A 22,526-nucleotide genomic window follows, 5' to 3' on the forward strand; every position below is an offset into this window, starting at 1 on the left:
ACTAGGTAAAGCTTTTGCGCGCAATTGCCTGTTCTTGGTCTCGATAAGCGCTACAATGCGCCGATCGATAAGGAGCTTTCATGGAAAACCACACCAAATCCGATATCTTGACGGAGCTGGCCACTATTCGCGATTTTATTCGCTATGGCGCCAGCCGGTTTAATGCCGCTCAGCTGTATTTTGGCCACGGTACCGACAATGCCTGGGATGAAGCCGTGCAAATCGTTAGCTGGGCGGTACACCTGGCGGGCTTCGATAATCCGAATATTCTGGATTCTAGGCTAACCTACGCCGAAAAACGTCAGGTACTCGACGCCATAGAATTGCGTATTCAAGAGCGGATTCCCGCCGCGTATATCACCGGTAGAGCGCTGTTTTGCGGGTTGGACTTTTATGTCGACTCGCGTGTGTTGGTGCCGCGCTCACCGATCGCAGAGCTGATTGAACAATCCTTTGCGCCATGGCTAAGCCGCGAACCCGACTATATTTTGGATATGTGCACCGGCAGTGGCTGTATTGGTATTGCTTCTGCGTTGGCCTTTACCGATGCCCAGGTGGTATTAAGTGATATCAGCGAAGACGCTTTGGCTGTGGCTGAGCGCAATGTCGACCGCTACGATTTAGGCCACCGGGTGGCGCTCTACCAGTCGGATTTATTTGCCGATTTACATGAGCAGTGCTTCGACTTGATTGTCGCCAACCCTCCTTATGTTGACGCTGAAGACCTGGCCGGTATGCCGGCCGAGTATCACGCTGAGCCCGAGATTGGTCTCGGCTCGGGCGGTGATGGGCTCGATTTCACTCGTCGCCTGCTGCGCGAAGCCCCCGATTATTTAAACGACGGCGGCCTGCTGGTAGTTGAGGTGGGCAACAGCGCTGGGGCCTTGGTGGCGGCCTTCCCCGAGCTGCCCTTTACCTGGGTAGAGTTCGAGCGCGGCGGTCACGGTGTGTTTGTTTTGACCCGCGAGCAATTGACAGGGTGAGCATTTGCTCAAGAGTGCGTATAATCGCAGCCCTTTTAAAGATTCAGTATTAAGGCGTCATTTTTATGTCCGGCAACAGTTTTGGCAAGCTTTTCACGGTAACCTCTTTCGGCGAGAGCCACGGTTTGGCCCTCGGCTGCATAGTCGATGGTTGCCCACCGGGACTGGCGCTGACCGAAGCCGACTTACAAGAAGATTTGGATCGCCGCCGACCGGGCCAGTCGCGCTACACCACCCAGCGCCGCGAAGCCGATCAGGTGAAAATTTTATCCGGCGTTTTTGAAGGTAAAACCACCGGTACGCCCATTGGTTTGGTGATTGAAAACACCGATCAGCGCTCCAAAGATTACTCCAATATCAAAGATCAGTTTCGCCCGGCTCACGCCGATTACACCTATATGCATAAATACGGTGTGCGCGATTATCGCGGTGGCGGTCGCTCATCAGCCCGCGAGACAGCCATGCGCGTTGCCGCTGGCGCCATTGCGAAAAAATACCTGAAAGACTTCTTTGGCGTACAGGTGCGCGGTTACCTGTCGCAACTAGGCCCTATTAAGGCCGAGACGGTTGATTGGGATCAAGTCGCCGAAAACCCATTCTTTTGCCCCGACGCCAGCAAAGTGCCAGAAATGGAAGAGTATATGCAAGCGTTGAGCAAAGAGGGGGACTCGGTTGGCGCCAAGATTACCGTAGTGGCCGAAAACGTCGCCCCGGGCTTGGGTGAGCCTATTTTCGATCGCTTGGATGCCGAGATTGCCCACGCTCTTATGAGCATCAATGCGGTTAAAGGGGTAGAGATTGGTGCCGGCTTTGACAGCGTGGCGCAAAAGGGCACTGAGCATCGCGATGAAATTCTCCCCGAGGGCTTCGCCTCCAATAACGCCGGTGGTATTTTGGGTGGTATTTCCACCGGGCAGGATATTGTGGCTCACTTGGCCCTTAAGCCGACCTCGAGCTTGCGTACTCCGGGGCGCAGTGTCGATGTACACGGCAACGAGGTCGAGGTTGTTACCAAAGGTCGGCACGATCCTTGTGTGGGGATTCGCGCCACGCCCATCGCCGAGGCGATGCTGGCCATTACCTTGCTCGACCACACCCTGCGCCAGCGCGGGCAAAATGGCGGTGTTGAGCACTCAGTGCCGGTGATTCCCAAAGGTCACTAGGGGGAATATGCAGGATTTAACGGTCGCTTTACTGCAAAACACCCTTGCCGGTAATGAGCCGGCGCTGAATCGGCAGCGTTTTGCAGACCTTATGCCGTCCTCGGGGGCGGCAGACCTTATTGTATTGCCCGAGGTATTCACCACGGGCTTCCATCCCAAAGCGCGTTTGTCGGCCGATGTGCACGGCGCGGCAACCTGTCAGTGGTTTCTTGAGCAGGCCGCCCTGCGTCGCGCCGTCGTGACGGGCTCCATCGTGATGCAAACGCCAGAGCAAGCGTTTGTAAACCGTATGCTGTGGGCTTGCCCCGAGGGAAGCCTCAGTCACTACGATAAACGCCATCTGTTTCGTATGGCCGATGAGCACAAACGCTATCAGGCCGGTACCGAACGAGTCATAGAGACCGTGGCCGGTTGGCGTATTCTGTTGCAGGTATGCTACGACCTGAGATTCCCTGTATTTAGCCGTTCGCGCAACGACTACGATGCCATTATCTATGTGGCTAACTGGCCCGAGGCCCGGCACGAGCACTGGCGGGCGCTGTTACAAGCCCGTGCGATTGAAAACTTATCTTATGTGATTGGGGTTAATCGGGTGGGGGTTGATGCCTATGATCAGCCCTACGCTGGGGGTAGTGTCGTGTTTGGCCCCGACGGTGAGTGTCTGCTGGATGCGGGCGATCAGATCGGTTGTCATACCTATACCTTGTCTGCCGAGGCACTGGCCGCCTACCGCCAACGCTTTCCCGCCGATCTGGATTCCGATGACTTTACTCTACACCTATAATCAATAAGCTAGTCGGTATACACGTCGATTTTGCATCCAGTGGCTAAAATCGCGGTTGTTTTCTTGTGCAGTTTTGCCTTGAAGTAACAAAGTGTTACAAATCTGGGGCGGGTAAAAGTGGATTTAGGGGCGGTGAAGTTTTTATAGTAGGGATACTGGCTAACAATAGGGCTTATTCAATCGTGCGCACTTGGTTTTCTTTTCTGCTTTTGGCTTTGCTGGCGCTTAGTGCCCAGGCTGATACTTCCACCGAGCCGTCATGCAACTCGGAACAGGCCGATTGCGTAGCAGTGGGTAGCTGGCAGGTGTCGGTCGGTGTTGGGTTAGGGGTACGTACCAACCCGCTGATCGGTGGGGACAACATCCCCCTTGTACTTCTGCCCAGTGTCAGTTACTACGGTGAGCGTTTCTTTTTCGATACCACCTCCATTGGTTTTACCCTGCACGAAGATACGCACTCTATGTTTAACCTTGTTGCGACAGTGGGGTTGGACAGTATGTATTTTAGCGATATTAGCTTGGGCAACTTTGTGATTGAAGGCACCGGTGGTGGTTTTAACCTAGGCGGTTTAGGACTCACCAGTGCTCTGGATGGCGACGCCGCCGAAGACTTAACTTTAGCGCCACCGGTGGATGAAACCCGAACGCCCAATACATACGATATCGATGGCCCCAATGAGTTTTTTCATAAACCCGAATTAACGAGCCCCCGAGGCGAACCGCAAACCATCTTTGTTGAGCAGATCGCTGATCGCAAGATGGCGGGTTTGGCGGGGCTGGAATACAGCTACTCGCTCGGTGCGACTCAAATAAGCGTGCAGGCATTGCAAGACTTTACCCACGTTCACGATGGGCAAGAGCTGCGCTTCGGCCTTGATCGTCGTTGGCGCCTAGGGCGCAATCAAATAGCATTGGCCGGTGGTTTTGTCTGGCAGTCGGATCGGGTGGTGGATTATTACTACGGCTTAGGCGAACGCGATGTGGGCGATGCATCACAGCTGTATTATCGGGCCGGCGATGCAGTGACTCCCTACTTAAGAGCCGATTGGTTGAGACCCGTCACGCCGAACTGGACGCTGCAAATGACTTTGCATCAGAAATGGCTAGGGCGATCTATTCATCGAAGTCCCTTGGTGCAAGACAGCACCTCGACCACGGTATTTGTGGGAGGGGTCTACCATTTTTAAGCAGGGATTTGGCTTGAGTTTGGCGCTTGCCATCAGCGGCGTCTGCTCGGCACAGGATGGCCAGACCAATAAGCAAGTGCAGTTAACAGTTAGGCCCAGTTTGTGTATTTTAGAGCGCGGCCAAACCCATTGTCGGAACAACGTTGAGGTGCACTGGCAGGCGGCTCGCCAATACTCGGTATGCTTGTTCGCCCAGGGGCAAGCCGAGCCGCTCGACTGTTGGGAAAAAAGCCGCCACGGGGCTTATTCCTCGCAATTGCATACCGAAGACGATATAAACTTTCAGTTAATTAAAGTGGCTGACCGCCAAGTGCTGGCCAGTCACGCCTTTGAAGTGGTGGCCGATGCCCAGCGCTATCGGCGCCGGCGCCGCAACCCCTGGAGCTTTTTCTAATGAGTGTTGTTTTACTGGCAGAAGATGACGAGCGACTGGCCTCACTGGTGAAAGACTACCTAGAGGCCAATGGCTTAACCGTGGCGGTTGAAGCTTTTGGTTTACGCGTTCCGAGGCAGGTGCAGAGTATGCAGCCCGACATTCTGATACTCGACCTTAACTTGCCCGGAAAAGACGGTATTAGCATTTGTCGTGAGGTGCGCGGCGCGGGTTTTTCCGGGCCTATTTTGATGTTAACTGCCCGCGACACCGACGCCGATCAGGTGCTCGGCTTTGACGTTGGCGCCGACGATTATGTAATAAAGCCGGCCGAGCCCCGTGTGCTTTTGGCTCGTATTCATGCCCTGTTACGCCGCAGCCAACAGGTGCCGGCCGAGCAAGAAGACATTGTGATGGGCTGCTTGTCGATTCGCTCTCAAGCGCGCGAGGTTACCCTTGATAATACGCCGGTGGCGTTGTCCAGCCACGAGTTTGATTTACTACTGACACTGGCACGCCAGGCCGGCAAAGTACTTAGCCGCGAGTACTTGTTTACTACCATTTGCAATCGCGCCTATGACGGTTTGGATCGAACCGTGGATGTGCGCGTGTCTCACTTGCGGAAAAAACTTGGTGACAACAGCGAAAACCCAGCCCGAATTAAGACGGTGTGGGGGCGTGGCTATATGTTGGTGCCGGATGCCTGGTAGGCGGTGGGCACAGTGCTAAAGCGAGCATTCTTTACCCTTTATTTATTGGTTGTGGTGGCGATTTTGCTCGCCGGCTGGGGCTTGGATCGCCTGCAGCAAACCCTGACCAATGAGAGTGTTCTGGGCACCACCGACAACGCCTTTTTTCAACTGTTGGCCTCGCACGCGCAGTTATTGCCAGCGCATCAGCGCCAAGAGTATCTTGCCGATGAATTAAACAAACTGGGTATCTCCGGGCATGTTTATGGTTTGGCCGATTTGGCCAGCACTGGCTTGGCCGAAGAGCTCGCCACGGGCGAGCCATTGGCACTCAATACCGACGATGGTCGGGAGTTATACGTCAAGCTGGCTGACCTTCCCTTTATTGTGCGAATCAAACTGGCCGAAGAATCTCAAGCTTGGCAGCGTTTGTTATTAGTGGCCTTTTATCTCTTTCTCGCCGTGGTGATTTATTTATGGGTCTGGCCTTTAGTGCGCGATTTAAAATCACTGGAGGCACAGGCGCGCCGGTTTGGTCGCAACGACTCTCAGGGCATTGCCCTTAACCCCGGCTCGCCGGTGTATTTATTGGCCTGCGAGTTTAACCGAATGCAGCAGCGCATCGATGAGTTGTTGGCCAGCTACCGGGAAATGACCTACGCCGTATCGCACGAATTGCGCACGCCTTTGGCACGAATGAAGTTTGCTCTTGAGCTGGCCGAGTCTGCGCCTAATGACGAATCCTGTCAGCGGCAGTTGGCGAGTGTGCGCCAAGACGTGGCCGATATGGACGATCTTATTAACCAATTGTTGAGCTACGCTGGGTTCGAATCGCAAACCCAGTCATTGGTGCAGCGTCCAGGTGCGGCTGGCGCCATGGCGGCCCTGGTTGAGCAACAGGTGCGGCGTTTGCACGAACAAAATCCGCAGATTCACTTTCACGTTATCGATTCGCTGGGTGACAGTGAGTTGTACTGTGAATGGCATTTGTTTGAGCGAATTTTACAGAACTTATTGGGCAATGCTCGGCGTTACGCCCAGCAAAATGTTCGGGTGGAGCTGTATCGTGAAGGTGAAGAGTATGTTGTGGCGGTAGAAGATGACGGCAAGGGGGTAGACCCTGCCGACCGCGACAAAATATTTGATTCGTTTGTCCGGTTAAAGCAGCAGCCGGGTAAAGACTGTAAAGGGTTTGGTTTGGGCTTGGCGATAGTGCGGCGCATTATGGGCTGGCATAACGGCCAGGTACACATTGTTGATGCTCATCACTTGGCTGGTGCGCGATTTGAATGCCGTTGGCCCATAGCGCATCTCTCAGATTGAGGTGTGCGCTATGGGTGATCCCCGTTAAAAATGAAACGCGAATCCGGCAAAAGGTCCGGATAGATTTAGATCCACTCCGAAGCCTTTATCGAGCGTAAAGTTGAGCTGGCGATAGCCTGCCTCGAACCCTAAATCCACGACAGCATCAAACAGATATCGCACTTTGAAGGTGTTATCGCTAATGGTGTAGTCGTTAAATTCGGTGTAGTTGATTTCCACTCCGGCCGACCAACCGGTGAATGGAAGCTCCGCCGCGGCCAATACATAACCCATAGGAAGCGCATCGTCGAGAGTCATCGAGTGATTGACCAGCTCCCCCCAGCCACTGTCTAAGCCCAGCAGGTTACCCAGATTTCCTGCTGCGACCGATATTTCACCATCGTAGTGGCGCAGCGATAAACCGGCATCCAGATGCACCCAGTTGTCGAGCAATTCGTAATAGGCGGTGACATCAACATGGGTTAAGTTGATAGTCGCCACTCCGGCTTCAGCGCCGGCCAGTTCCCAGCTTTTGCGGCTGCTAATGTCGGCGTAACTGACTCGGGCATTGGGAATCAGCGGCACGGGATGCTCGACGTATAAGCGGGCGTACTGACCGTCTTCTTGGTTAAAACCTAAATCGTCGGCGCTGGCACTGCCCATATCGCCACTGTAATCGGTGCGCCATACACCGGCTTCACCTTTGGCGCCGATAAAATCGGCCAGGGTGTAAGGTGAAAATACAAGGGCGGAGGCCACGGCGCCGATTTTTAACCACTGCATGGTGTTTACCTTTTCGTTGTGAGTCTGTCGCCACCTGTTTGAGTGATCAAGGTGGCGGTATTATGGGCGGGAATCATAGCATTGCCGAGTGATCGTCAACACCGCCTGCCTGTAAACTTTCGATAAATTTCTGTGCGGGGTTACTCTGATGGCGATTGCGGTGATAAATAACACCGAGTCGTCGCGACAGCGCCGGACTGCCCAGTGTTAAAGAGCATAAGCTGGCATCCAACATTGAGGTGGGCAACACTCCCCAGCCCAAGCCAATAGCGACCATCATTTTGATCGTGTCCAAATGATTGGTCACCATATCGACATTGAGGGTGAGCGACTGGTCGGCAAACATCGAGCCGACTAATGCCGTGGTGTAAGTATTGCTGTCGGGCAAAATGGCTTTGTGTTGGGCGAGGTCAGACAAATTAATATGGCGCCCAGCCAAAGGGTGAGAGGGGCTGGCGACAAAGTGCAGCTCGTCGTGCCACACCGGAATTTGCTCAATGCCGGCGGGGGCGGTATCGGGCAGGGTAATCACACCCAAATCAAACAAGCCTTGCTCGACCGCCTCCAGTGCTTTTTCCGAATCGAGAAAATGCAAATCCAGATTCACATCAGGGTATTGGCTCGAAAAGCGTTGCAGCACCGGTGGCAAGTGGTGCAGGCCAATATGGTGGCTGGTAGCAATGCTGAGCTTACCGGCGATGCGGTTGTTTAACCGGTCAATGGCGTGCTCGGCTTCGCTTACCAGCTCAAGGATGTGTTCCGCTCGCGGTAGCAGCGTATTGCCGGCGTGGGTTAGCGACAACTGTTTGCCAATTCGGTCGAACAATTTAGCCCTCAGGCTTTGCTCTAGCAGGGCAATGCGTTTACTGACCGCAGGCTGAGTCAAATGCAGCCTTTCTGCCGCCAGAGAAAAAGAGCCCAGTTCGGCGACCGCCATAAAAGTAGTGATATGTTGAGTGTCCATACGGGCATTTTATCTATTCCTAAAAGGAATGCAAAACATAAAAAATATAAATTTGTTTTATTGTTGGGTGAGCTTTACCATAGCCTCAACACTGTAAAAGTGACGACAATGACAGGCGCTAAGCGCCGCTACCGTGAAAGTTGGAGATTGAGCAATGGCCGCAAGAACCCTTTACGACAAACTTTGGGATACCCATTTGGTGCAGCAGCGCGCCGATGGCTCCGCGTTGATTTATATCGACCGCCATATTGTGCACGAGGTGACTTCGCCGCAGGCATTTGAGGGTTTGCGCCTGGCTGGCCGCAAGCCCTGGCGGGTGGATTCGGTTCTGGCAACGCCAGATCACAACGTGCCCACCACCGCCAAAGAGCGCGCTTCAGGCGTTAGCGGTATTGAAGATCCAGTGTCGCAAATTCAGGTTAAAACCCTCGATGATAACTGCGATGAGTTCGGCATTGTCGAATACAAAATCAACGATCGTCGCCAGGGCATTGTGCACGTAGTAGGGCCTGAATCCGGCGCTTGCTTGCCCGGTATGACCATCGTTTGCGGCGACTCACACACCGCGACCAACGGTGCATTGGGTGCCTTGGCACACGGCATTGGCACCAGTGAAGTGGAGCACGTATTGGCCACTCAGTGTTTGGTGGCGAAAAAAATGCAAAACATGCTGGTGGAAGTCAACGGTGAGTTAGGCCCAGGCGTTACATCCAAAGACGTTGTTTTGGCCATTATCGGCAAAATCGGCACCGCCGGCGGCACAGGCTACGCCATTGAGTTTGCCGGTGATGTATTTCGTGCAATGAGTATGGAAGGCCGCATGACCGTCTGTAATATGGCCATTGAAGCGGGCGCCCGCGCCGGCATGGTAGCGGTGGATGACATCACTCTCGATTACGTGAAGGGTCGTATCTACGCGCCGACCGAAGCGCAGTGGGCTCAGGCCGAGGCGGCTTGGCGCGATTTAAAATCCGATGAAGGTGCGCACTTTGATGAAGTGGTCACGCTTAACGGCGCGGATATTTTACCGCAGGTTAGCTGGGGTACCTCGCCCGAAATGGTAGTGGGGGTGGATGATGTGGTGCCAACACCGGCCAACGAGGCCGACCCCGTTAAGCGCGAGGGTATGGAGCGCGCCTTGGAGTATATGGGGTTAACGGCCGGGCAGGCGATTAAAGATATTAAGCTCGATCAGGTGTTTATCGGCTCGTGCACGAATTCGCGCATAGAAGACATGCGGGCCGCCGCCGAGGTTGTTAAGGGGCGTCAAAAAGCCGCCAGCGTTAAACAGGCGATGGTGGTGCCAGGCTCCGGTTTGGTCAAGGCGCAAGCCGAAGCCGAAGGTCTGGATAAGATTTTTATTGCCGCGGGTTTTGAGTGGCGCGAGCCGGGTTGCTCCATGTGTTTGGCCATGAATGCCGATAAATTAGGCGCCGGTGAGCACTGTGCCTCAACCTCTAACCGCAACTTTGAGGGGCGCCAGGGTTATGGCGGGCGCACGCACTTGGTAAGCCCAGCGATGGCAGCCGCTGCAGGTATTGCCGGTCACTTTGTCGATGTACGCGAATTTGTCGCCCAGGCTTAAGGGGAAAGAAAATGAAAAGTTTTACCAAAATCACCGGTATTGCTGCGCCTATGGATCGCGCCAATGTCGATACCGATATGATTATTCCCAAGCAGTTTTTGAAGTCTATTAAGCGTACCGGCTTTGGCAAAAACCTGTTTGATGAGTTGCGTTATTTGGATGAAGGCAAGCCAGATCAAGAGTGCACTGGCCGCCCATTGAATGCAGAGTTTCCGCTTAACCAAGAGCGCTATCAAGGAGCCAGTGTTCTGTTAACGCGCAAAAATTTCGGCTGTGGTTCGTCGCGCGAGCACGCGCCCTGGGCGCTGGACGATTACGGTTTTCGCTGTGTTATCGCCCCGAGCTTTGCCGATATTTTTTATAACAACTGTTTTAAAAACGGCCTTTTACCGCTGGTGTTGAGCGAAGAGGACGTGGAAACTTTATTCCAGCAAATGTACGCCACACCCGGCTACCAATTAACGGTGGACCTGGCTAACCAGCAAGTGGTTACCCCAGGGGGCGATGTGTTTACCTTTGAGGTTGATGAGTTTCGCAAGCACTGCCTGATTAATGGTTTGGATGATATTGGCTTAACCCTTGAGCAGGCCGATGCCATTAAGGCTTACGAGGCAGAGCGTCGTCAAACAGCGCCGTGGTTGTTTGATGCGGTGAAAAATTAGTACGAGTAAAAATCTATAAAACACAAAGGAGCGTGTTGTGGATCGTTTTCATATTGCTTTGGCGGTAAAGGATTTAACCGAATCTATTGCCGATTATTCCATGCGCTTAGGTGGTAAGCCTAATGTGGTGGTGGGCGGTAAGTACGCCATGTGGCGTACAGCGTCGTTAAACTTTTCAATCAATCAGCTCCCCGAGCAGGCCGGCCAGTTGCGTCACCTCGGATTTGAAAGTGATGCCGCTACAGGCTTTTCTTGTGAAACGGATGTCAATGGCATTGAGTGGGAATTGTTTTCGCCGGTGGCGCAAGACACTAAAATATTTGAAATTTATGGCGCGTCGGTGGAGTAGTCAATCCGCGATCTCGCCTTTAACCTAATTAGGAGTGAGTGTGTCTAAGAAAGTAATGATTTTACCGGGTGACGGTATTGGTCCGGAAATTGTCGAGCAAGCGTGTCGTGTACTTGAATCTGTTAATACGAAGTTCAATTTGGGTTTGGAGTTTGTCGAAGAGCTAATCGGTGGCGCTTCGATTGATGCCCACGGTGAGCCTTTAACCGATGCCGCTGTTGAGCGCGCACGCGGTTGCGATGCCATTTTGTTGGGTGCCGTCGGCGGCCCAAAGTGGGACACCATTGATCGCGCCATTCGCCCTGAGCGCGGCCTGCTAAAAATTCGTTCGCAGCTGGGCTTGTACGCCAACTTGCGCCCGGCACTGCTGTACCCGCAATTGGTGGAAGCGTCTAGCTTAAAGCCCGAGGTTGTTTCGGGTTTGGATATTTTGATTGTGCGCGAGCTGACCGGTGGTATTTACTTTGGCGAGCCGCGCGGCATTCGCACCCTAGAAAATGGCGAGCGCGAAGGCTTTAACACTTACAAATACTCCGAGAGTGAGATCGAGCGCATAGGTCGAACCGCCTTTGAAATGGCGCGCAAGCGCGATAAAAAAGTCTGCTCGGTGGATAAGGCCAATGTGCTGGAAGCCACCATCTTGTGGCGTGAAGTCATGGATCGCCTGGCGCCGGAGTACCCCGATGTCGAGCTGTCGCACATGTACGTCGATAACGCCGCCATGCAACTGGTGCGCGCGCCCAAACAGTTCGATGTATTGGTGACCGGCAATATGTTTGGTGACATTTTGTCCGATGCCGCTGCCATGCTCACAGGCTCCATTGGCATGTTGCCCTCAGCGTCTTTGAACGAGCAGGGCCAAGGTATGTATGAGCCTTGTCATGGCAGTGCGCCAGATATCGCCGGCCAGGGGATTGCCAATCCTCTGGCAACGATTTTGTCAGCCTCCATGATGTTGCGTTACTCGCTGGCGGAAACTGAGGCCGCCGATGCCATTGATGCGGCCGTTGGTAAGGTGTTGGATCAAGGCTTGCGCACTGCAGATATTGTCACCGACGGCACCGAAAAAGTCGGCACCCAAGCGATGGGGGATGCCGTACTAAAAGCCTTGCCATAAATAATTGGTCAGACCAATTGTTTGCAGTTAAGGGCTATTTACGGCAAAATTAAAGGCTGATCTCGCTTGCCCACAAGGCGCTGAGGTCGGCTTTAATTCATTTAAACCAGAGAGTTAAACATGAAAGTAGGTTTTGTAGGTTGGCGCGGCATGGTCGGCTCCGTACTCATGGAACGCATGGTTGCGGAAAACGATTTTGAGGGTTTAGAACCCGTATTTTTCACCACATCTAACGTGGGTGGTCCGGCACCAAAAGTGGCCGAAGGCTTACCGCCCCTCAAAGACGCCTACGCGATTGACGACTTAAACCAAATGGACGCCATTATCTCTTGTCAGGGTGGCGACTATACCAAAGCGGTATTCTCTGATTTACGCAATGGCGGCTGGCAAGGCTACTGGATTGACGCGGCCTCCAGCCTGCGCATGGCTGACGACGCCATCATTGTGCTGGACCCGGTAAACCTCAACGTTATTAAAGACGGTTTGTCACGCGGCGTGAAAAATTACGTCGGTGGTAACTGTACCGTTAGCTTGATGCTAATGGGGCTGGGTGGCTTATTCGCCAACGATCTGGTGGAGTGGGGAACCTCCATGACCTACCAGGCGGCCTCTGGCGCCGGTGCACGCAACATGCGTGAGCTGATCGAGCAAATGGGTACCATTCGCGATGCAGTGGCCCCCGAACTGGCCGACCCGGCCTCTGCTATTTTGGATATCGACCGCAAAGTGGCCGAGACTATGCGCTCTGGCGACTTCCCGGTAGACAATTTTGGCGCGCCCTTGGCCGGTAGCGTGTTGCCTTTTATCGACAGTCAGCTCGACAACGGCCAGAGCCGTGAAGAGTGGAAAGCTCAGGCCGAAACCAACAAGATTTTGGGCAACACAGGCAACCCAATTCCACTGGACGGTACCTGTGTGCGTATTGGCGCCATGCGCTGTCACGCTCAGGCATTGACCCTGAAACTGAAAAAAGACGTGCCATTGACTGATATCGAACAGATGTTGGCCGAGCACAACGAATGGGCCAAAGTGGTTCCCAACGATAAAGAGTCCACTTTGCGCGACCTGACGCCAACGGCCGTTACCGGCACTTTGACGGTACCGGTGGGGCGCTTGCGTAAATTGAGCATGGGGGGTGAATACCTCAACGCCTTTACCGTGGGTGATCAACTCTTGTGGGGTGCGGCTGAGCCTCTGCGCCGTATGCTGAAAGTGTTGCGCGAATCGTAATTCTTTAAGCTCCCACCGAAACCCCGGCAAGCCCTGCTTGCTGGGGTTTTTTATGGGTGGGGTGTGACCGAGGGCGCAATTTTTACCATTTTTACCGCGTTTGGTTATTTTTTCATTGAAAAAGCCTGCCTAAAAAAGCCGTCTAAGCTGGGTAAGTGTTGATAAAAAGCTATTTATAATGAATACTTACAGCCGATACTGAAGAATTATTCGAGGTTTTGGGGCCTCTTACCGAATCAACATTGGCTGGCCGCGTAAAAATTAAGTGGCTGACAGGACGTCGTAGGGCTGGGTCGTCGGAAGGCTGGGGATAATATAAAAGGAAAGTGCTATGCAACTTCGTAAGCTGTTAATACTGCTTGGGGTCTTGTCGCTACTGGTGTCGCGTTCAGTGATGGCACTGGGTCTAGGCGATATCAAGCTCAATTCATCCCTGAATGAGCCGCTCGATGCCCACATCAATTTAATTGATATTGGTGAGCTGGACTCCGACCAAATTATTGCACGACTGGCGGATGAAAAAGATTTCCGACGCTTGGGTATTGAACGAGAGTTCTTCTATACCCAGCTTCGCTTCAATGTCATTACCGACCAATCCGGCGGGCCGTTTATTGCGGTGACCAGTAAAGACCCTGTGCGAGAGCCATTTATAAGCATTGTGGTGGAAGTGCGCTGGACCAGTGGTCGCCTGTTGCGCGAATACACCGTATTACTGGATTTGCCCGTTTTTGCCGATGAGGCCGCACGCCCCGTTGAAGCAACAGCCACACCATTGCGCGACACCAGCACCCCTGTAAAGAGTGAGCCGGTACGGACTGCGACAGAGCCCGGCGCCGTATCGGCAAATCGCTCTAATGCAAGTGACGTGTACGGGCCCGTTAAAGCAAATGACACCCTGTGGGAGATTGCTCGCGATGTAAGACCTGGGCGCGAGTCTATCCAGCAAACTATGTTGGCGATTCAACGCGCCAACCCCGAGGCCTTTATTCGCGGCAACATTAACTTGTTGCGTAAAGGCCAAGTGCTGCGCATTCCATCCTCGCAAGAAATTAATCGGATGTCGAATCGCCAGGCTATCACTCAAGTGGCGCAACAAAACCGGGATTGGTCCGGTAACGCAATGGGTGCCCAGCTGGATGCATCCGGTCGCGGCTCCTCGATTGATCGATCTGACTCTTCTAGGCGCGGCCAAGTTAAGCTGGCTGCACCGGGTACAACCGGCGCGGGCGGCACCGCTCAAGGTGGTGGTTATGGTAATGGCGACGCGGGCGAAATTGCCGGCGAACTGGCCGCTACCGAAGAAGAATTAGAACGCAGCATGAGTGAAAACAATGAGTTGCGTTCACGGGTAACCGATCTGGAAGAGCAGATTGAAACCATGGAACGCCTGCTTGAGGTGAGTAACGAGCAGTTGAGTGCTTTACAAACTGGTAGCGCCGAGCAACAACAGGCGGCCAACGATGCCGAAGCCGCACAGACTGAAATCGACACTGAAACAACAGGTACTGTGGTAGCAGCCACCGAACAGGCCGCGTCATCCGTGACCAGTGAATCGGCCGTTGACGAACAAGAGCCCGAATCAGAGACGGAAGTCACTGCGGTAGAGGAAAAAGCCAAAGCCAGTAAAGTGGTTCGTCGTCCGCCAGAGCCGAGCTTAATGGATAAGCTGATGGCTAATATCCTTTGGATTGGCCTCGCGATCATTGGTTTAATCGTTGCTGTCTTTGTTATTTTGCGCAAGCGCAGCGGTACAGCAGACTCCGAAGAAGAATTCACCTCCGAATTTGACGACTCAGTATTTAATACCGAAGACGACGAGCCGGAAGAAGATCAGCCGGTTGATGATGCCGATGAAAGCTTTGAAGAAGCTTTCGCTGAAGAAGTCGATACCACCCCAACAGAAGCGGAAACCGGCGATGTAGTGGGTGAAGCGGATATTTACATCGCTTACGCCAAGTACGATCAAGCCGAAGAAATGCTGTTAAATGGTTTGGAAAAAGAGCCTGGCTCACAAGCTATTCAGCTGAAACTGTTGGAAGTGTACGCTGAAAGCGACAATCGCTCCGCTTTTAACGAGCGTTACAGCGCACTGATACCGCAGGCCGATGCTGCGACCACAGAAAAAGCCAACGATTTGCGCGCACAATTTGGCCCAATGGATGACGCCGATGATATGGGCGCGGCAATGGAGTTGGACGACCTCGGTTTAGATCTGGAACAGAATGAAGAGACGAGCCCTGTAGCCGACACACAGCCCGAGGCAGACAATGCCCTAGAGTTGGATGCTGAATTGGACAGCGAGTTGGATCTCGATGGTGCATTTGAACTCGATGATCTTGAACAAAGTGCCGAAAATGACAGCAGCAACAGCGAAGAGCTGCTTGAGTTGGGTACCGAGGAAGACGAACTAAGCCTGGACGATTTCGACTTCGAATTGGATGACACCGAACAGAGCAGCCCTGAAAAAGCCGCTACCGATGAAGTGGATCTTGATGGTTCAGCCACAAGTTACGACTTGTCTTTCGACGCTGAAGAAACCGAACTAGATTCCGATGCCGAGTTGCTCGACTTTGATCTTGAGGATGACGAGACCGACAGCGCAGCGCCTTTAACCGAAAGTGCGGAAGATAAACCAACCGCTCTGGCAGACGAAGAGCCACTGTTGGATTTAGATACGCTCGACATCGAGCAGGATGTTCCGGCTGATACTGATGAAGCGTCCGATGATGTCTTCACGCTCGATCTCGATGACAGCGAAGAGTTAGCGACTTCGGATGATTCTACCGACCTCGACGACCTTAGCTTTGATTTGGAAGATGACACCACGGCCGCCGAGCCATCCGAGCTAGACAGCTTGGGTGATCTTGATCTGGGCGATCTGGAGCTGGAAGGTGACGATACCCCAGCGGCTGAATCAGAAGCACCGTTGCTGGATGAAGACTTTGATCTGAGTCTGGATGAGACGCCTGCCGCCGATGCAGTTAAGGCCGACGCTGACGAAGAAGCTGTGCCTACTTTGGATTTGGCCGATGATGATGCCGATGACTTTGATCTCGACCAGGCCATGGGTGATGTCGACCTAGAAGCATTGGATCGTGAAATGGCCGATCTCGATACTCCGACACAACCGGATGCGCCAGTGGCCGAACCCGCTGCCGATGAAACCTTTGCCGGTGTCGAAAGTGACGAGATGGATCTGTCTGTGGATGAAGACGATGCATTCGACGAAGCTTTAGGTGATCTGGATGTTGGGCTCGATGTTGATGATCTGCCCTCCCCAGAGTCAGTATCTGACACATCCGATGACGACGAAGATCTCGACTTTTTGGCCGATGCCGATGAAGCGGCTACCAAGCTAGATCTGGCGCGCGCCTATATTGATATGGGTGATATGGAAGGCGCCAAAGATATCTTGTCTGAGGTTGTTGAAGAAGGTACCGATGAGCAAAAGCAAGACGCTCAGTCGCTGCTGGAAAAAGTAGACAGCTAAGCGCTGACTAGAGTCAAAAGGCCTTGTACGTTCAAGCGTGCAGGGCCTTTTTTTTCATATGAGAAGCAACATGGGTGAGTACTCCCGCAACGGCGAAATTCTCGCCGAGACACATTGGCCCGACACTATGCACCGCATTGCTATGGCGGTGGAATATAAGGGCAGCAGCTTTCACGGCTTTCAGGTTCAGCCCGGCGGCTTAAGCACCGTGCAGGGGGCATTGCATAAGGCGCTGTCCATTATCGCAAACGAGCCTATTGCCCTAGTGTGCGCTGGACGCACCGACGCCGGGGTACACGCCAGCAACCAAATCGTGCACTTTGATACCCTAGCCCAGCGCCCAGAAAAAGCCTGGACTCGCGGGTTAAAAGCCTATTTGCCCGACGATATCTCGATTCACTGGGCCACCGAAGTCACCCCGCAATTTCACGCCCGCTTTAGTGCCCAAGCGCGCACCTACCGTTATCTGATTGCCGATGGTTGCGCTAAGCCCGCGCTGCTACACGACCAGCTTACCTGGAGTCGCGATCGGCTCGATATTGATCGTATGCGCGAGGCCGCCCAAGATTTAGTCGGCGAGCACGATTTCACCTCCTACCGCGCGGTGCAGTGCCAAGCGCACTCGCCAGTGCGCTGCATCGAACACTTAACATTGGTTCGCAAAGGCGAGTTAATCGTGTTGGAGGTTCGCGCCAACGCTTTCTTGCACCACATGGTGCGCAATATCGTGGGCGTGCTGATGGCAATAGGCACTGGCAGTAAGCCGGTGGAGTGGGCGCGCGAAGTGCTCGAAGCCAAAGATCGCCGTCTGGGGGGCGTAACGGCCCCACCTTATGGGTTATATCTGGTGCAGGTGGAATACGACCAGGGGTTCGCTCTGCCGCAACGCTTACCGGGGCCACTGTACTTTGATGAGCCGGTGGGTTATTGGCATTCTGACGGCGAGGCAAAATTCTGCTAAAATCCGCGCACTGAGTTTTTGCAAGGTCGAGTCATCTTTTTTATGAGTGTGCGCGTAAAAATCTGTGGGATTACCACTGAGCAACAAGCTCGGCAGGCTGTAGCGGCTGGCGCAGACGCCGTTGGCTTGGTGTTTTACCCGAAAAGCCCGCGTGCCGTGACCCCGGAGCAAGCGCGTGCCATCGCCTTGGCCTGTGGGCCCTTTGTGACCGTGACGGGTTTATTCGTCAATGCGGGCAATGATTTTATAGCCTCAGTGTTGAGTCAGGTTCCACTGCAGTTATTGCAATTTCACGGTGATGAAACCGCAGCCGAATGCGAGTCTTTTCAGCGCCCTTATATGAAAGCCCTGCGTATGCGCCCCGACCTCGATCTTGAGGCGAATATACAAGCCTATACAGGCGCCAGTGGTATTTTGCTCGACGCTTATCGCCCTGATGTTCCCGGTGGTACCGGAGAAACTTTTGACTGGCAGCGGGTGCCTAAGCACTCAGCGAGCCCTATTGTGTTGGCCGGTGGTTTAACGCCGGAGAATGTGGGTGCTGCCGTGGCCGCCACTGGCTGTTATGCCGTGGATGTGAGCGGTGGTGTCGAGGCCAGCGCCGGGGTTAAAGACCCCGAGCGCGTAAAGAATTTTATCGTCAATGCCAAAGCGGCAATCTATAAGTGAGTAAAATCGTGAATGATTCAACTAAGTCTGCAGTGGATTACAGCGCGTTTCCCGATGATCGTGGCCATTTTGGTCAGTTCGGTGGGCGCTTTGTGTCGGAAACCCTGATTTACGCGCTGGACGAATTACAAGAAATTTACAGTTCATTAAAAGACAACGACGAATTTCAGGCGGAATTTGATAAAGACTTGGCGCACTACGTGGGCCGTCCATCGCCGCTGTACCACGCCGAGCGCTGGAGCCGTGAATTGGGCGGTGCGCAAATTTACCTAAAGCGTGAAGACCTCAATCACACCGGTGCTCATAAGGTAAACAATACCATTGGCCAGGCGCTGTTAGCCAAAATGACCGGCAAGAGCCGTGTGATTGCCGAAACCGGTGCGGGCCAACACGGTGTTGCTACCGCCACGGTCGCTGCGCGTTTAGGGCTTAAGTGTCAGGTGTATATGGGCGCGGAAGACGTGCGTCGCCAAGCGCTTAATGTGTATCGAATGAAGCTTTTAGGCGCTGAGGTTATTCCTGTTACCTCGGGCTCAAAGACCCTAAAAGACGCCATGAACGAAGCGCTGCGCGACTGGTCTACCAACGTCGATGACACCTTTTATATTATTGGCACGGTGGCCGGTCCACATCCATACCCGAAATTAGTGCGCGATTTTCAGGCTGTTATCGGCCGCGAGGCTCGCGCCCAGTGTCTGGATATGACCGGTAAACTGCCCGATGCTCTGGTCGCTTGTGTCGGCGGTGGTTCCAACGCGATTGGCTTGTTCCACCCGTTCCTTAACGACGACACCGTTGCTATGTACGGGGTTGAAGCCGGTGGCGATGGGGTTGAAACCGGTCGTCACGCAGCGCCTTTGAACGATGGTGTGCCCGGCGTGTTGCACGGCAACCGCACCTATTTAATGGAAGACGAGAACGGCCAAATCATCGAGACTCACTCGGTATCCGCCGGGCTCGATTACCCAGGCGTTGGCCCCGAGCACGCTTGGTTAAAAGACCTGGGCCGGGTGAAATACGTGCCAATCAACGACCAAGAAGCCCTGGCAGCCTTTCGCAAAACCACACGTACCGAGGGTATTATGCCGGCGCTCGAGAGCAGCCACGCCTTGGCCTACGTTGAAAAACTGGCGCCAACCATGAGCCCTGAGCAAATCATCATTGTGAACCTGTCGGGACGCGGTGATAAAGACATTCTGACGGTCGCTGATATCGACGGTATCACGGTTTAAGAGAAGAGCTGGAATTACACATGAGTCGTATTAGTCAAACCTTCAGTGAACTGAAACAAAACGGCCGCAAAGCGTTAGTGGCCTACATCGTTAACGGTGACCCCACCCGCGAGGCCACACTGCCGGCCATGCATAAAATGGTGGAGCAGGGGGTCGATATTATCGAGCTGGGTGTGCCATTTTCTGACCCGATGGCCGAGGGGCCGGTGATTCAAAAAGGCCACGAGCGCGCGCTGGAACATCACGTCAGCCTGACCGATACCATGGCTGTCGTAGCGGAGTTTCGCAAAACCAACCAGAGTACACCGGTACTGCTGATGGGCTACGCCAATCCGGTAGAGCGCATGGGCTACTCAGTGTTTGCCGACAAGGCAGAGGCGGCCGGTGTCGATGGCCTTTTGACCGTCGACTTACCTTTGGAAGAATTAACTGACCTTAAACGCGAGCTCGACAGCCGCGATATCGACAATATCTTTTTGCTGGCGCCCACCACCCGTGTTGAGCGCGCCCGCGATATTGCCGCCAACGCCAGTGGCTTTTTGTACTATGTGTCCCTTAAGGGGGTGACCGGTGCGGGCCACCTCGATGTGGACTCGGTAAAACAAAAACTGACAGAGTTTGGCGCGCTGACCGAACTGCCCATGTGTGTGGGTTTTGGTATTAAAGATGCCACCAGCGCTAAGTCGGTAGCTGTATTAGCTGATGGCGTAGTGATTGGCAGCGTGCTGGTCGATGCGATGGGTAAGGCCCAAGGCCAAACCCCAGACCAGATAGCTGAGGCCGTTGGTGCTATCATAAGTGATATCCGACAGGCTCTCGACAGCCTGTAATACCCGAATTCGAGACGAAACTGATCGAGAGAGAATACATACAATGAGTTGGCTAGAAAAATTGGTTCCCAGTGTGGTGCGTGCAGAAGGTCGCAAAGGCTCTACCAGTAAAGTGCCCGAAGGTCTTTGGAAGAAGTGCGTAAAATGTTCCGCGGTACTGTACCGACCGGAGCTGGAGCGCAACTTAGATGTCTGTCCTAAGTGCGACCACCATATGCGTATCGGCGCCCGCCGTCGCCTGGATATCTTTTTGGATGAAAGCTCGCGTCAAGAAATTGGGGCCGAGATTGAGCCGATTGATCGCCTTAAGTTTAAAGACGTTAAAAAATACAAAGATCGCCTTACCGCCGCGCAAAAATCTACCGGTGAAAAAGACGCGATTGTCGCTATGAAAGGTGAGTTAAAAGGCATGCCTGTGGTGGCTGTGGCCTTTGAATTTGCCTTTCACGGCGGTTCTATGGGTTATGTAGTGGGTGAGAAATTTACCCGCGCGGCCAACGTAGCCTTGGAGGAGAATATTCCGTTGGTGTGCTTTCCGGCCACCGGTGGGGCGCGTATGCAGGAGGCGTTAATATCGCTGATGCAGATGGCCAAAACCTCGGCAGTGATTGAAAGACTCAAGCAACAGGGCACGCCGTATTTCTCTATTATGACCGATCCGGTGTACGGTGGTGTATCCGCCTCGCTGGCTTTGCTGGGTGACATCAATGCTGCAGAGCCCAGTGCTCGTGCCGGTTTTGCCGGCCCCGCCATTATTGAGCAAACCATCCGCCAGAAGCTGCCCGCCGGTTTTCAGCGCGCTGAATTTTTGCTCGATCACGGCGCCATCGACATGATTATTCATCGCAACTCAATGCGCGATACGCTGGCCCGCTTAATCGCCAAGTTTACCCGCCGCGCCGAAGCGTCTTAATTTTTAGTGGAACACCACGGGCTCGATGCTTGGCTCGCTCGAATTGAGCGAGCTCACCCCAGCGAGATTGATTTGGGGTTGGATCGTATCGGCCAGGTGCTTAAGCGCCTGGCTTTGTCTCATACGCCGAAGGTAATCACGGTTGCCGGTACCAATGGCAAGGGCTCTTGCGTGACGGCTACCAGTGCTATTCTCAAGGCTATGGGCCACAGCGTTGGCAGCTACACCTCACCTCATTTGCATCATTATTGTGAACGCGTTGCCATTGACGGCACTCCCGTCAGTGAAGCGGCGATGTGTGAGGCCTTTGACTCGATAGAGCGCGCTCGCGGCAGTATCTCCCTAACGTATTTTGAATATGGAACTTTGGCCGCACTGTGGTTGTTTGATCGCAGTCGGGTCGATATCTGTGTGCTGGAAGTGGGGCTCGGTGGCCGGCTTGATGCGGTAAATGTCATCGATGCTGATGTCGCCGTTATTGCCTCGATCGATATTGACCATCAGGATTGGCTGGGCAATGACCGAGAGGTGATCGGCCGCGAAAAAGCGGGCATTATGCGCGCGGCTAAACCTGTGGTTTGTGCCGATGTTGCGCCACCCCAGTCAGTCGTTGACTGGGCGCAAGAAATCGGTGCGCAACCGCTCTATATCAATCGTGATTTTTCCATCGAGCCTCACGGGGCTGGAGCGCTGTATCAGTATGGCGATTTCTCAGTGTCCTTGGCCGAGGTGTATTTACCTCTGCCCAGTGTGGCGGCAGCGATTACGGCGGTGCAAATCTTAGTGGGGCGGGTGGAGCCCGACCTGTTGAGCCGGGCGCTTGCTGAGGTGAGTTTGGCCGGCCGCAATCAGCGACTGTGGGTTGGCAAGCGGCAAATTCTGCTCGATGTGGCCCATAACCCGGCCGCCACTCGTTTATTGGCCCAACAGATAACACAGTGTGCGCCGGCTCGAGTACACTTTGTGTTTGCCGCCATGGCGGATAAAGATATCGATGGCATTGTCGATAACTTGCCGGGCGCGGCAGGGGCTTGGTATCTTGCCTATCTGCCCGATGTGCCGCGCGCCGCCGAACCACAGGCACTCGCCACGCGAATTGCCACCAGAGGCTGGTCGGTAGTTTGCACCGCGGCGATGGCTGACTGCCTGGAGCGCGCTATAAACAACGCTACAGAAGACGATTTGGTGGTTGTTTTTGGTTCTTTTTTTACAGTATCGGCAGCGCTTTCGGCTTTGCCGAACATTAAAGCGGCTGATTAA

21 protein-coding genes are annotated in these 22,526 nt (G+C 53.8%); 19 read left to right on the forward strand and 2 right to left on the reverse strand.

Annotated features, from left to right (window positions below):
• Nucleotides 1–80: 80 nt before the first annotated feature.
• The 7 genes from prmB to Q4563_RS08315 all read left to right on the forward strand — a co-directional run bounded on the left by prmB (nt 81) and on the right by Q4563_RS08315 (nt 6,502).
• Nucleotides 81–983 (forward strand): 50S ribosomal protein L3 N(5)-glutamine methyltransferase, encoded by a 903-nt coding sequence (prmB, locus tag Q4563_RS08285; RefSeq protein ID WP_215975482.1) that lies wholly within the window; start codon nt 81–83, stop codon nt 981–983.
• A gap of 65 nt (nt 984–1,048) precedes the next feature.
• The gene (gene aroC / locus Q4563_RS08290) at nt 1,049–2,146 is read left to right on the forward strand and encodes a chorismate synthase (protein ID WP_215975483.1); all 1,098 of its coding nucleotides are present in this window, start codon (nt 1,049–1,051) and stop codon (nt 2,144–2,146) included.
• Between the two features lie 7 nt (nt 2,147–2,153).
• A complete protein-coding gene (locus Q4563_RS08295; RefSeq protein WP_215975484.1) occupies nt 2,154–2,930 on the forward strand; it encodes an amidohydrolase in 777 nt (258 codons plus the stop codon).
• Nucleotides 2,931–3,112: 182 nt separating this feature from the next.
• On the forward strand, nt 3,113–4,117 hold the full coding sequence (locus tag Q4563_RS08300) for a MipA/OmpV family protein (protein ID WP_215975485.1): 1,005 nt from the start codon (nt 3,113–3,115) through the stop codon (nt 4,115–4,117).
• Nucleotides 4,118–4,130: 13 nt separating this feature from the next.
• Complete coding sequence (locus Q4563_RS08305) at nt 4,131–4,511, forward strand: DUF3019 domain-containing protein (protein WP_303604238.1); 381 nt, start codon at nt 4,131–4,133, stop codon at nt 4,509–4,511.
• The gene (locus Q4563_RS08310) at nt 4,511–5,200 is read left to right on the forward strand and encodes a response regulator transcription factor (RefSeq protein ID WP_215975487.1); all 690 of its coding nucleotides are present in this window, start codon (nt 4,511–4,513) and stop codon (nt 5,198–5,200) included. The genes Q4563_RS08305 and Q4563_RS08310 overlap by 1 nt, the downstream gene beginning before the upstream one ends.
• A 12-nt stretch (nt 5,201–5,212) precedes the next feature.
• Nucleotides 5,213–6,502 (forward strand): ATP-binding protein, encoded by a 1,290-nt coding sequence (locus Q4563_RS08315; protein WP_303604239.1) that lies wholly within the window; start codon nt 5,213–5,215, stop codon nt 6,500–6,502.
• 24 nt (nt 6,503–6,526) lie between these two features.
• On the opposite strand, the gene Q4563_RS08320 is transcribed toward Q4563_RS08315, so the two are convergent.
• Both Q4563_RS08320 and Q4563_RS08325 read right to left on the reverse strand, forming a co-directional pair.
• Nucleotides 6,527–7,264, reverse strand: a complete 738-nt coding sequence (locus tag Q4563_RS08320; RefSeq protein ID WP_215975489.1) for a TIGR04219 family outer membrane beta-barrel protein — start codon at nt 7,262–7,264, stop codon at nt 6,527–6,529.
• Nucleotides 7,265–7,337: 73 nt separating this feature from the next.
• Nucleotides 7,338–8,228: a LysR family transcriptional regulator gene (locus Q4563_RS08325; RefSeq protein WP_215975490.1), complete on the reverse strand. Its 891-nt coding sequence runs from the start codon at nt 8,226–8,228 to the stop codon at nt 7,338–7,340.
• A 154-nt stretch (nt 8,229–8,382) separates the two neighbouring features.
• Between Q4563_RS08325 and leuC the strand changes: the two genes are divergently transcribed.
• The 12 genes from leuC (at nt 8,383) to folC (ending at nt 22,526) form a co-directional block, all read left to right on the forward strand.
• Complete coding sequence (gene leuC / locus Q4563_RS08330) at nt 8,383–9,813, forward strand: 3-isopropylmalate dehydratase large subunit (protein WP_215975491.1); 1,431 nt, start codon at nt 8,383–8,385, stop codon at nt 9,811–9,813.
• Between the two features lie 11 nt (nt 9,814–9,824).
• The gene (leuD, locus tag Q4563_RS08335) at nt 9,825–10,475 is read left to right on the forward strand and encodes a 3-isopropylmalate dehydratase small subunit (RefSeq protein WP_303604240.1); all 651 of its coding nucleotides are present in this window, start codon (nt 9,825–9,827) and stop codon (nt 10,473–10,475) included.
• Between the two features lie 37 nt (nt 10,476–10,512).
• Nucleotides 10,513–10,824: a hypothetical protein gene (locus tag Q4563_RS08340; protein WP_303604241.1), complete on the forward strand. Its 312-nt coding sequence runs from the start codon at nt 10,513–10,515 to the stop codon at nt 10,822–10,824.
• A gap of 40 nt (nt 10,825–10,864) precedes the next feature.
• Nucleotides 10,865–11,941, forward strand: coding sequence for a 3-isopropylmalate dehydrogenase (gene leuB / locus Q4563_RS08345; RefSeq protein ID WP_215975494.1), 1,077 nt, complete (start codon nt 10,865–10,867; stop codon nt 11,939–11,941).
• A 120-nt stretch (nt 11,942–12,061) separates the two neighbouring features.
• Nucleotides 12,062–13,171, forward strand: a complete 1,110-nt coding sequence (gene asd, locus Q4563_RS08350) for an aspartate-semialdehyde dehydrogenase (protein WP_215975495.1) — start codon at nt 12,062–12,064, stop codon at nt 13,169–13,171.
• Nucleotides 13,172–13,502: 331 nt separating this feature from the next.
• On the forward strand, nt 13,503–16,661 hold the full coding sequence (locus tag Q4563_RS08355; RefSeq protein ID WP_303604242.1) for a FimV/HubP family polar landmark protein: 3,159 nt from the start codon (nt 13,503–13,505) through the stop codon (nt 16,659–16,661).
• Nucleotides 16,662–16,731: 70 nt separating this feature from the next.
• Nucleotides 16,732–17,622 carry a tRNA pseudouridine(38-40) synthase TruA gene (truA, locus tag Q4563_RS08360; protein WP_303604243.1) on the forward strand — a complete coding sequence of 297 codons (891 nt, stop codon included), beginning with the start codon at nt 16,732–16,734 and terminating at the stop codon, nt 17,620–17,622.
• Nucleotides 17,623–17,670: 48 nt separating this feature from the next.
• Nucleotides 17,671–18,291: a phosphoribosylanthranilate isomerase gene (locus tag Q4563_RS08365; RefSeq protein ID WP_303604277.1), complete on the forward strand. Its 621-nt coding sequence runs from the start codon at nt 17,671–17,673 to the stop codon at nt 18,289–18,291.
• A gap of 8 nt (nt 18,292–18,299) precedes the next feature.
• The gene (gene trpB / locus Q4563_RS08370) at nt 18,300–19,523 is read left to right on the forward strand and encodes a tryptophan synthase subunit beta (RefSeq protein WP_215975497.1); all 1,224 of its coding nucleotides are present in this window, start codon (nt 18,300–18,302) and stop codon (nt 19,521–19,523) included.
• Between the two features lie 20 nt (nt 19,524–19,543).
• Nucleotides 19,544–20,353: a tryptophan synthase subunit alpha gene (gene trpA / locus Q4563_RS08375; protein ID WP_215975498.1), complete on the forward strand. Its 810-nt coding sequence runs from the start codon at nt 19,544–19,546 to the stop codon at nt 20,351–20,353.
• Nucleotides 20,354–20,396: 43 nt separating this feature from the next.
• Nucleotides 20,397–21,266 (forward strand): acetyl-CoA carboxylase, carboxyltransferase subunit beta, encoded by an 870-nt coding sequence (gene accD, locus Q4563_RS08380; protein ID WP_215975499.1) that lies wholly within the window; start codon nt 20,397–20,399, stop codon nt 21,264–21,266.
• 6 nt (nt 21,267–21,272) lie between these two features.
• The gene (gene folC, locus Q4563_RS08385) at nt 21,273–22,526 is read left to right on the forward strand and encodes a bifunctional tetrahydrofolate synthase/dihydrofolate synthase (RefSeq protein ID WP_303604244.1); all 1,254 of its coding nucleotides are present in this window, start codon (nt 21,273–21,275) and stop codon (nt 22,524–22,526) included.

It is taken from the genome of Gilvimarinus sp. 1_MG-2023, assembly GCF_030548285.1.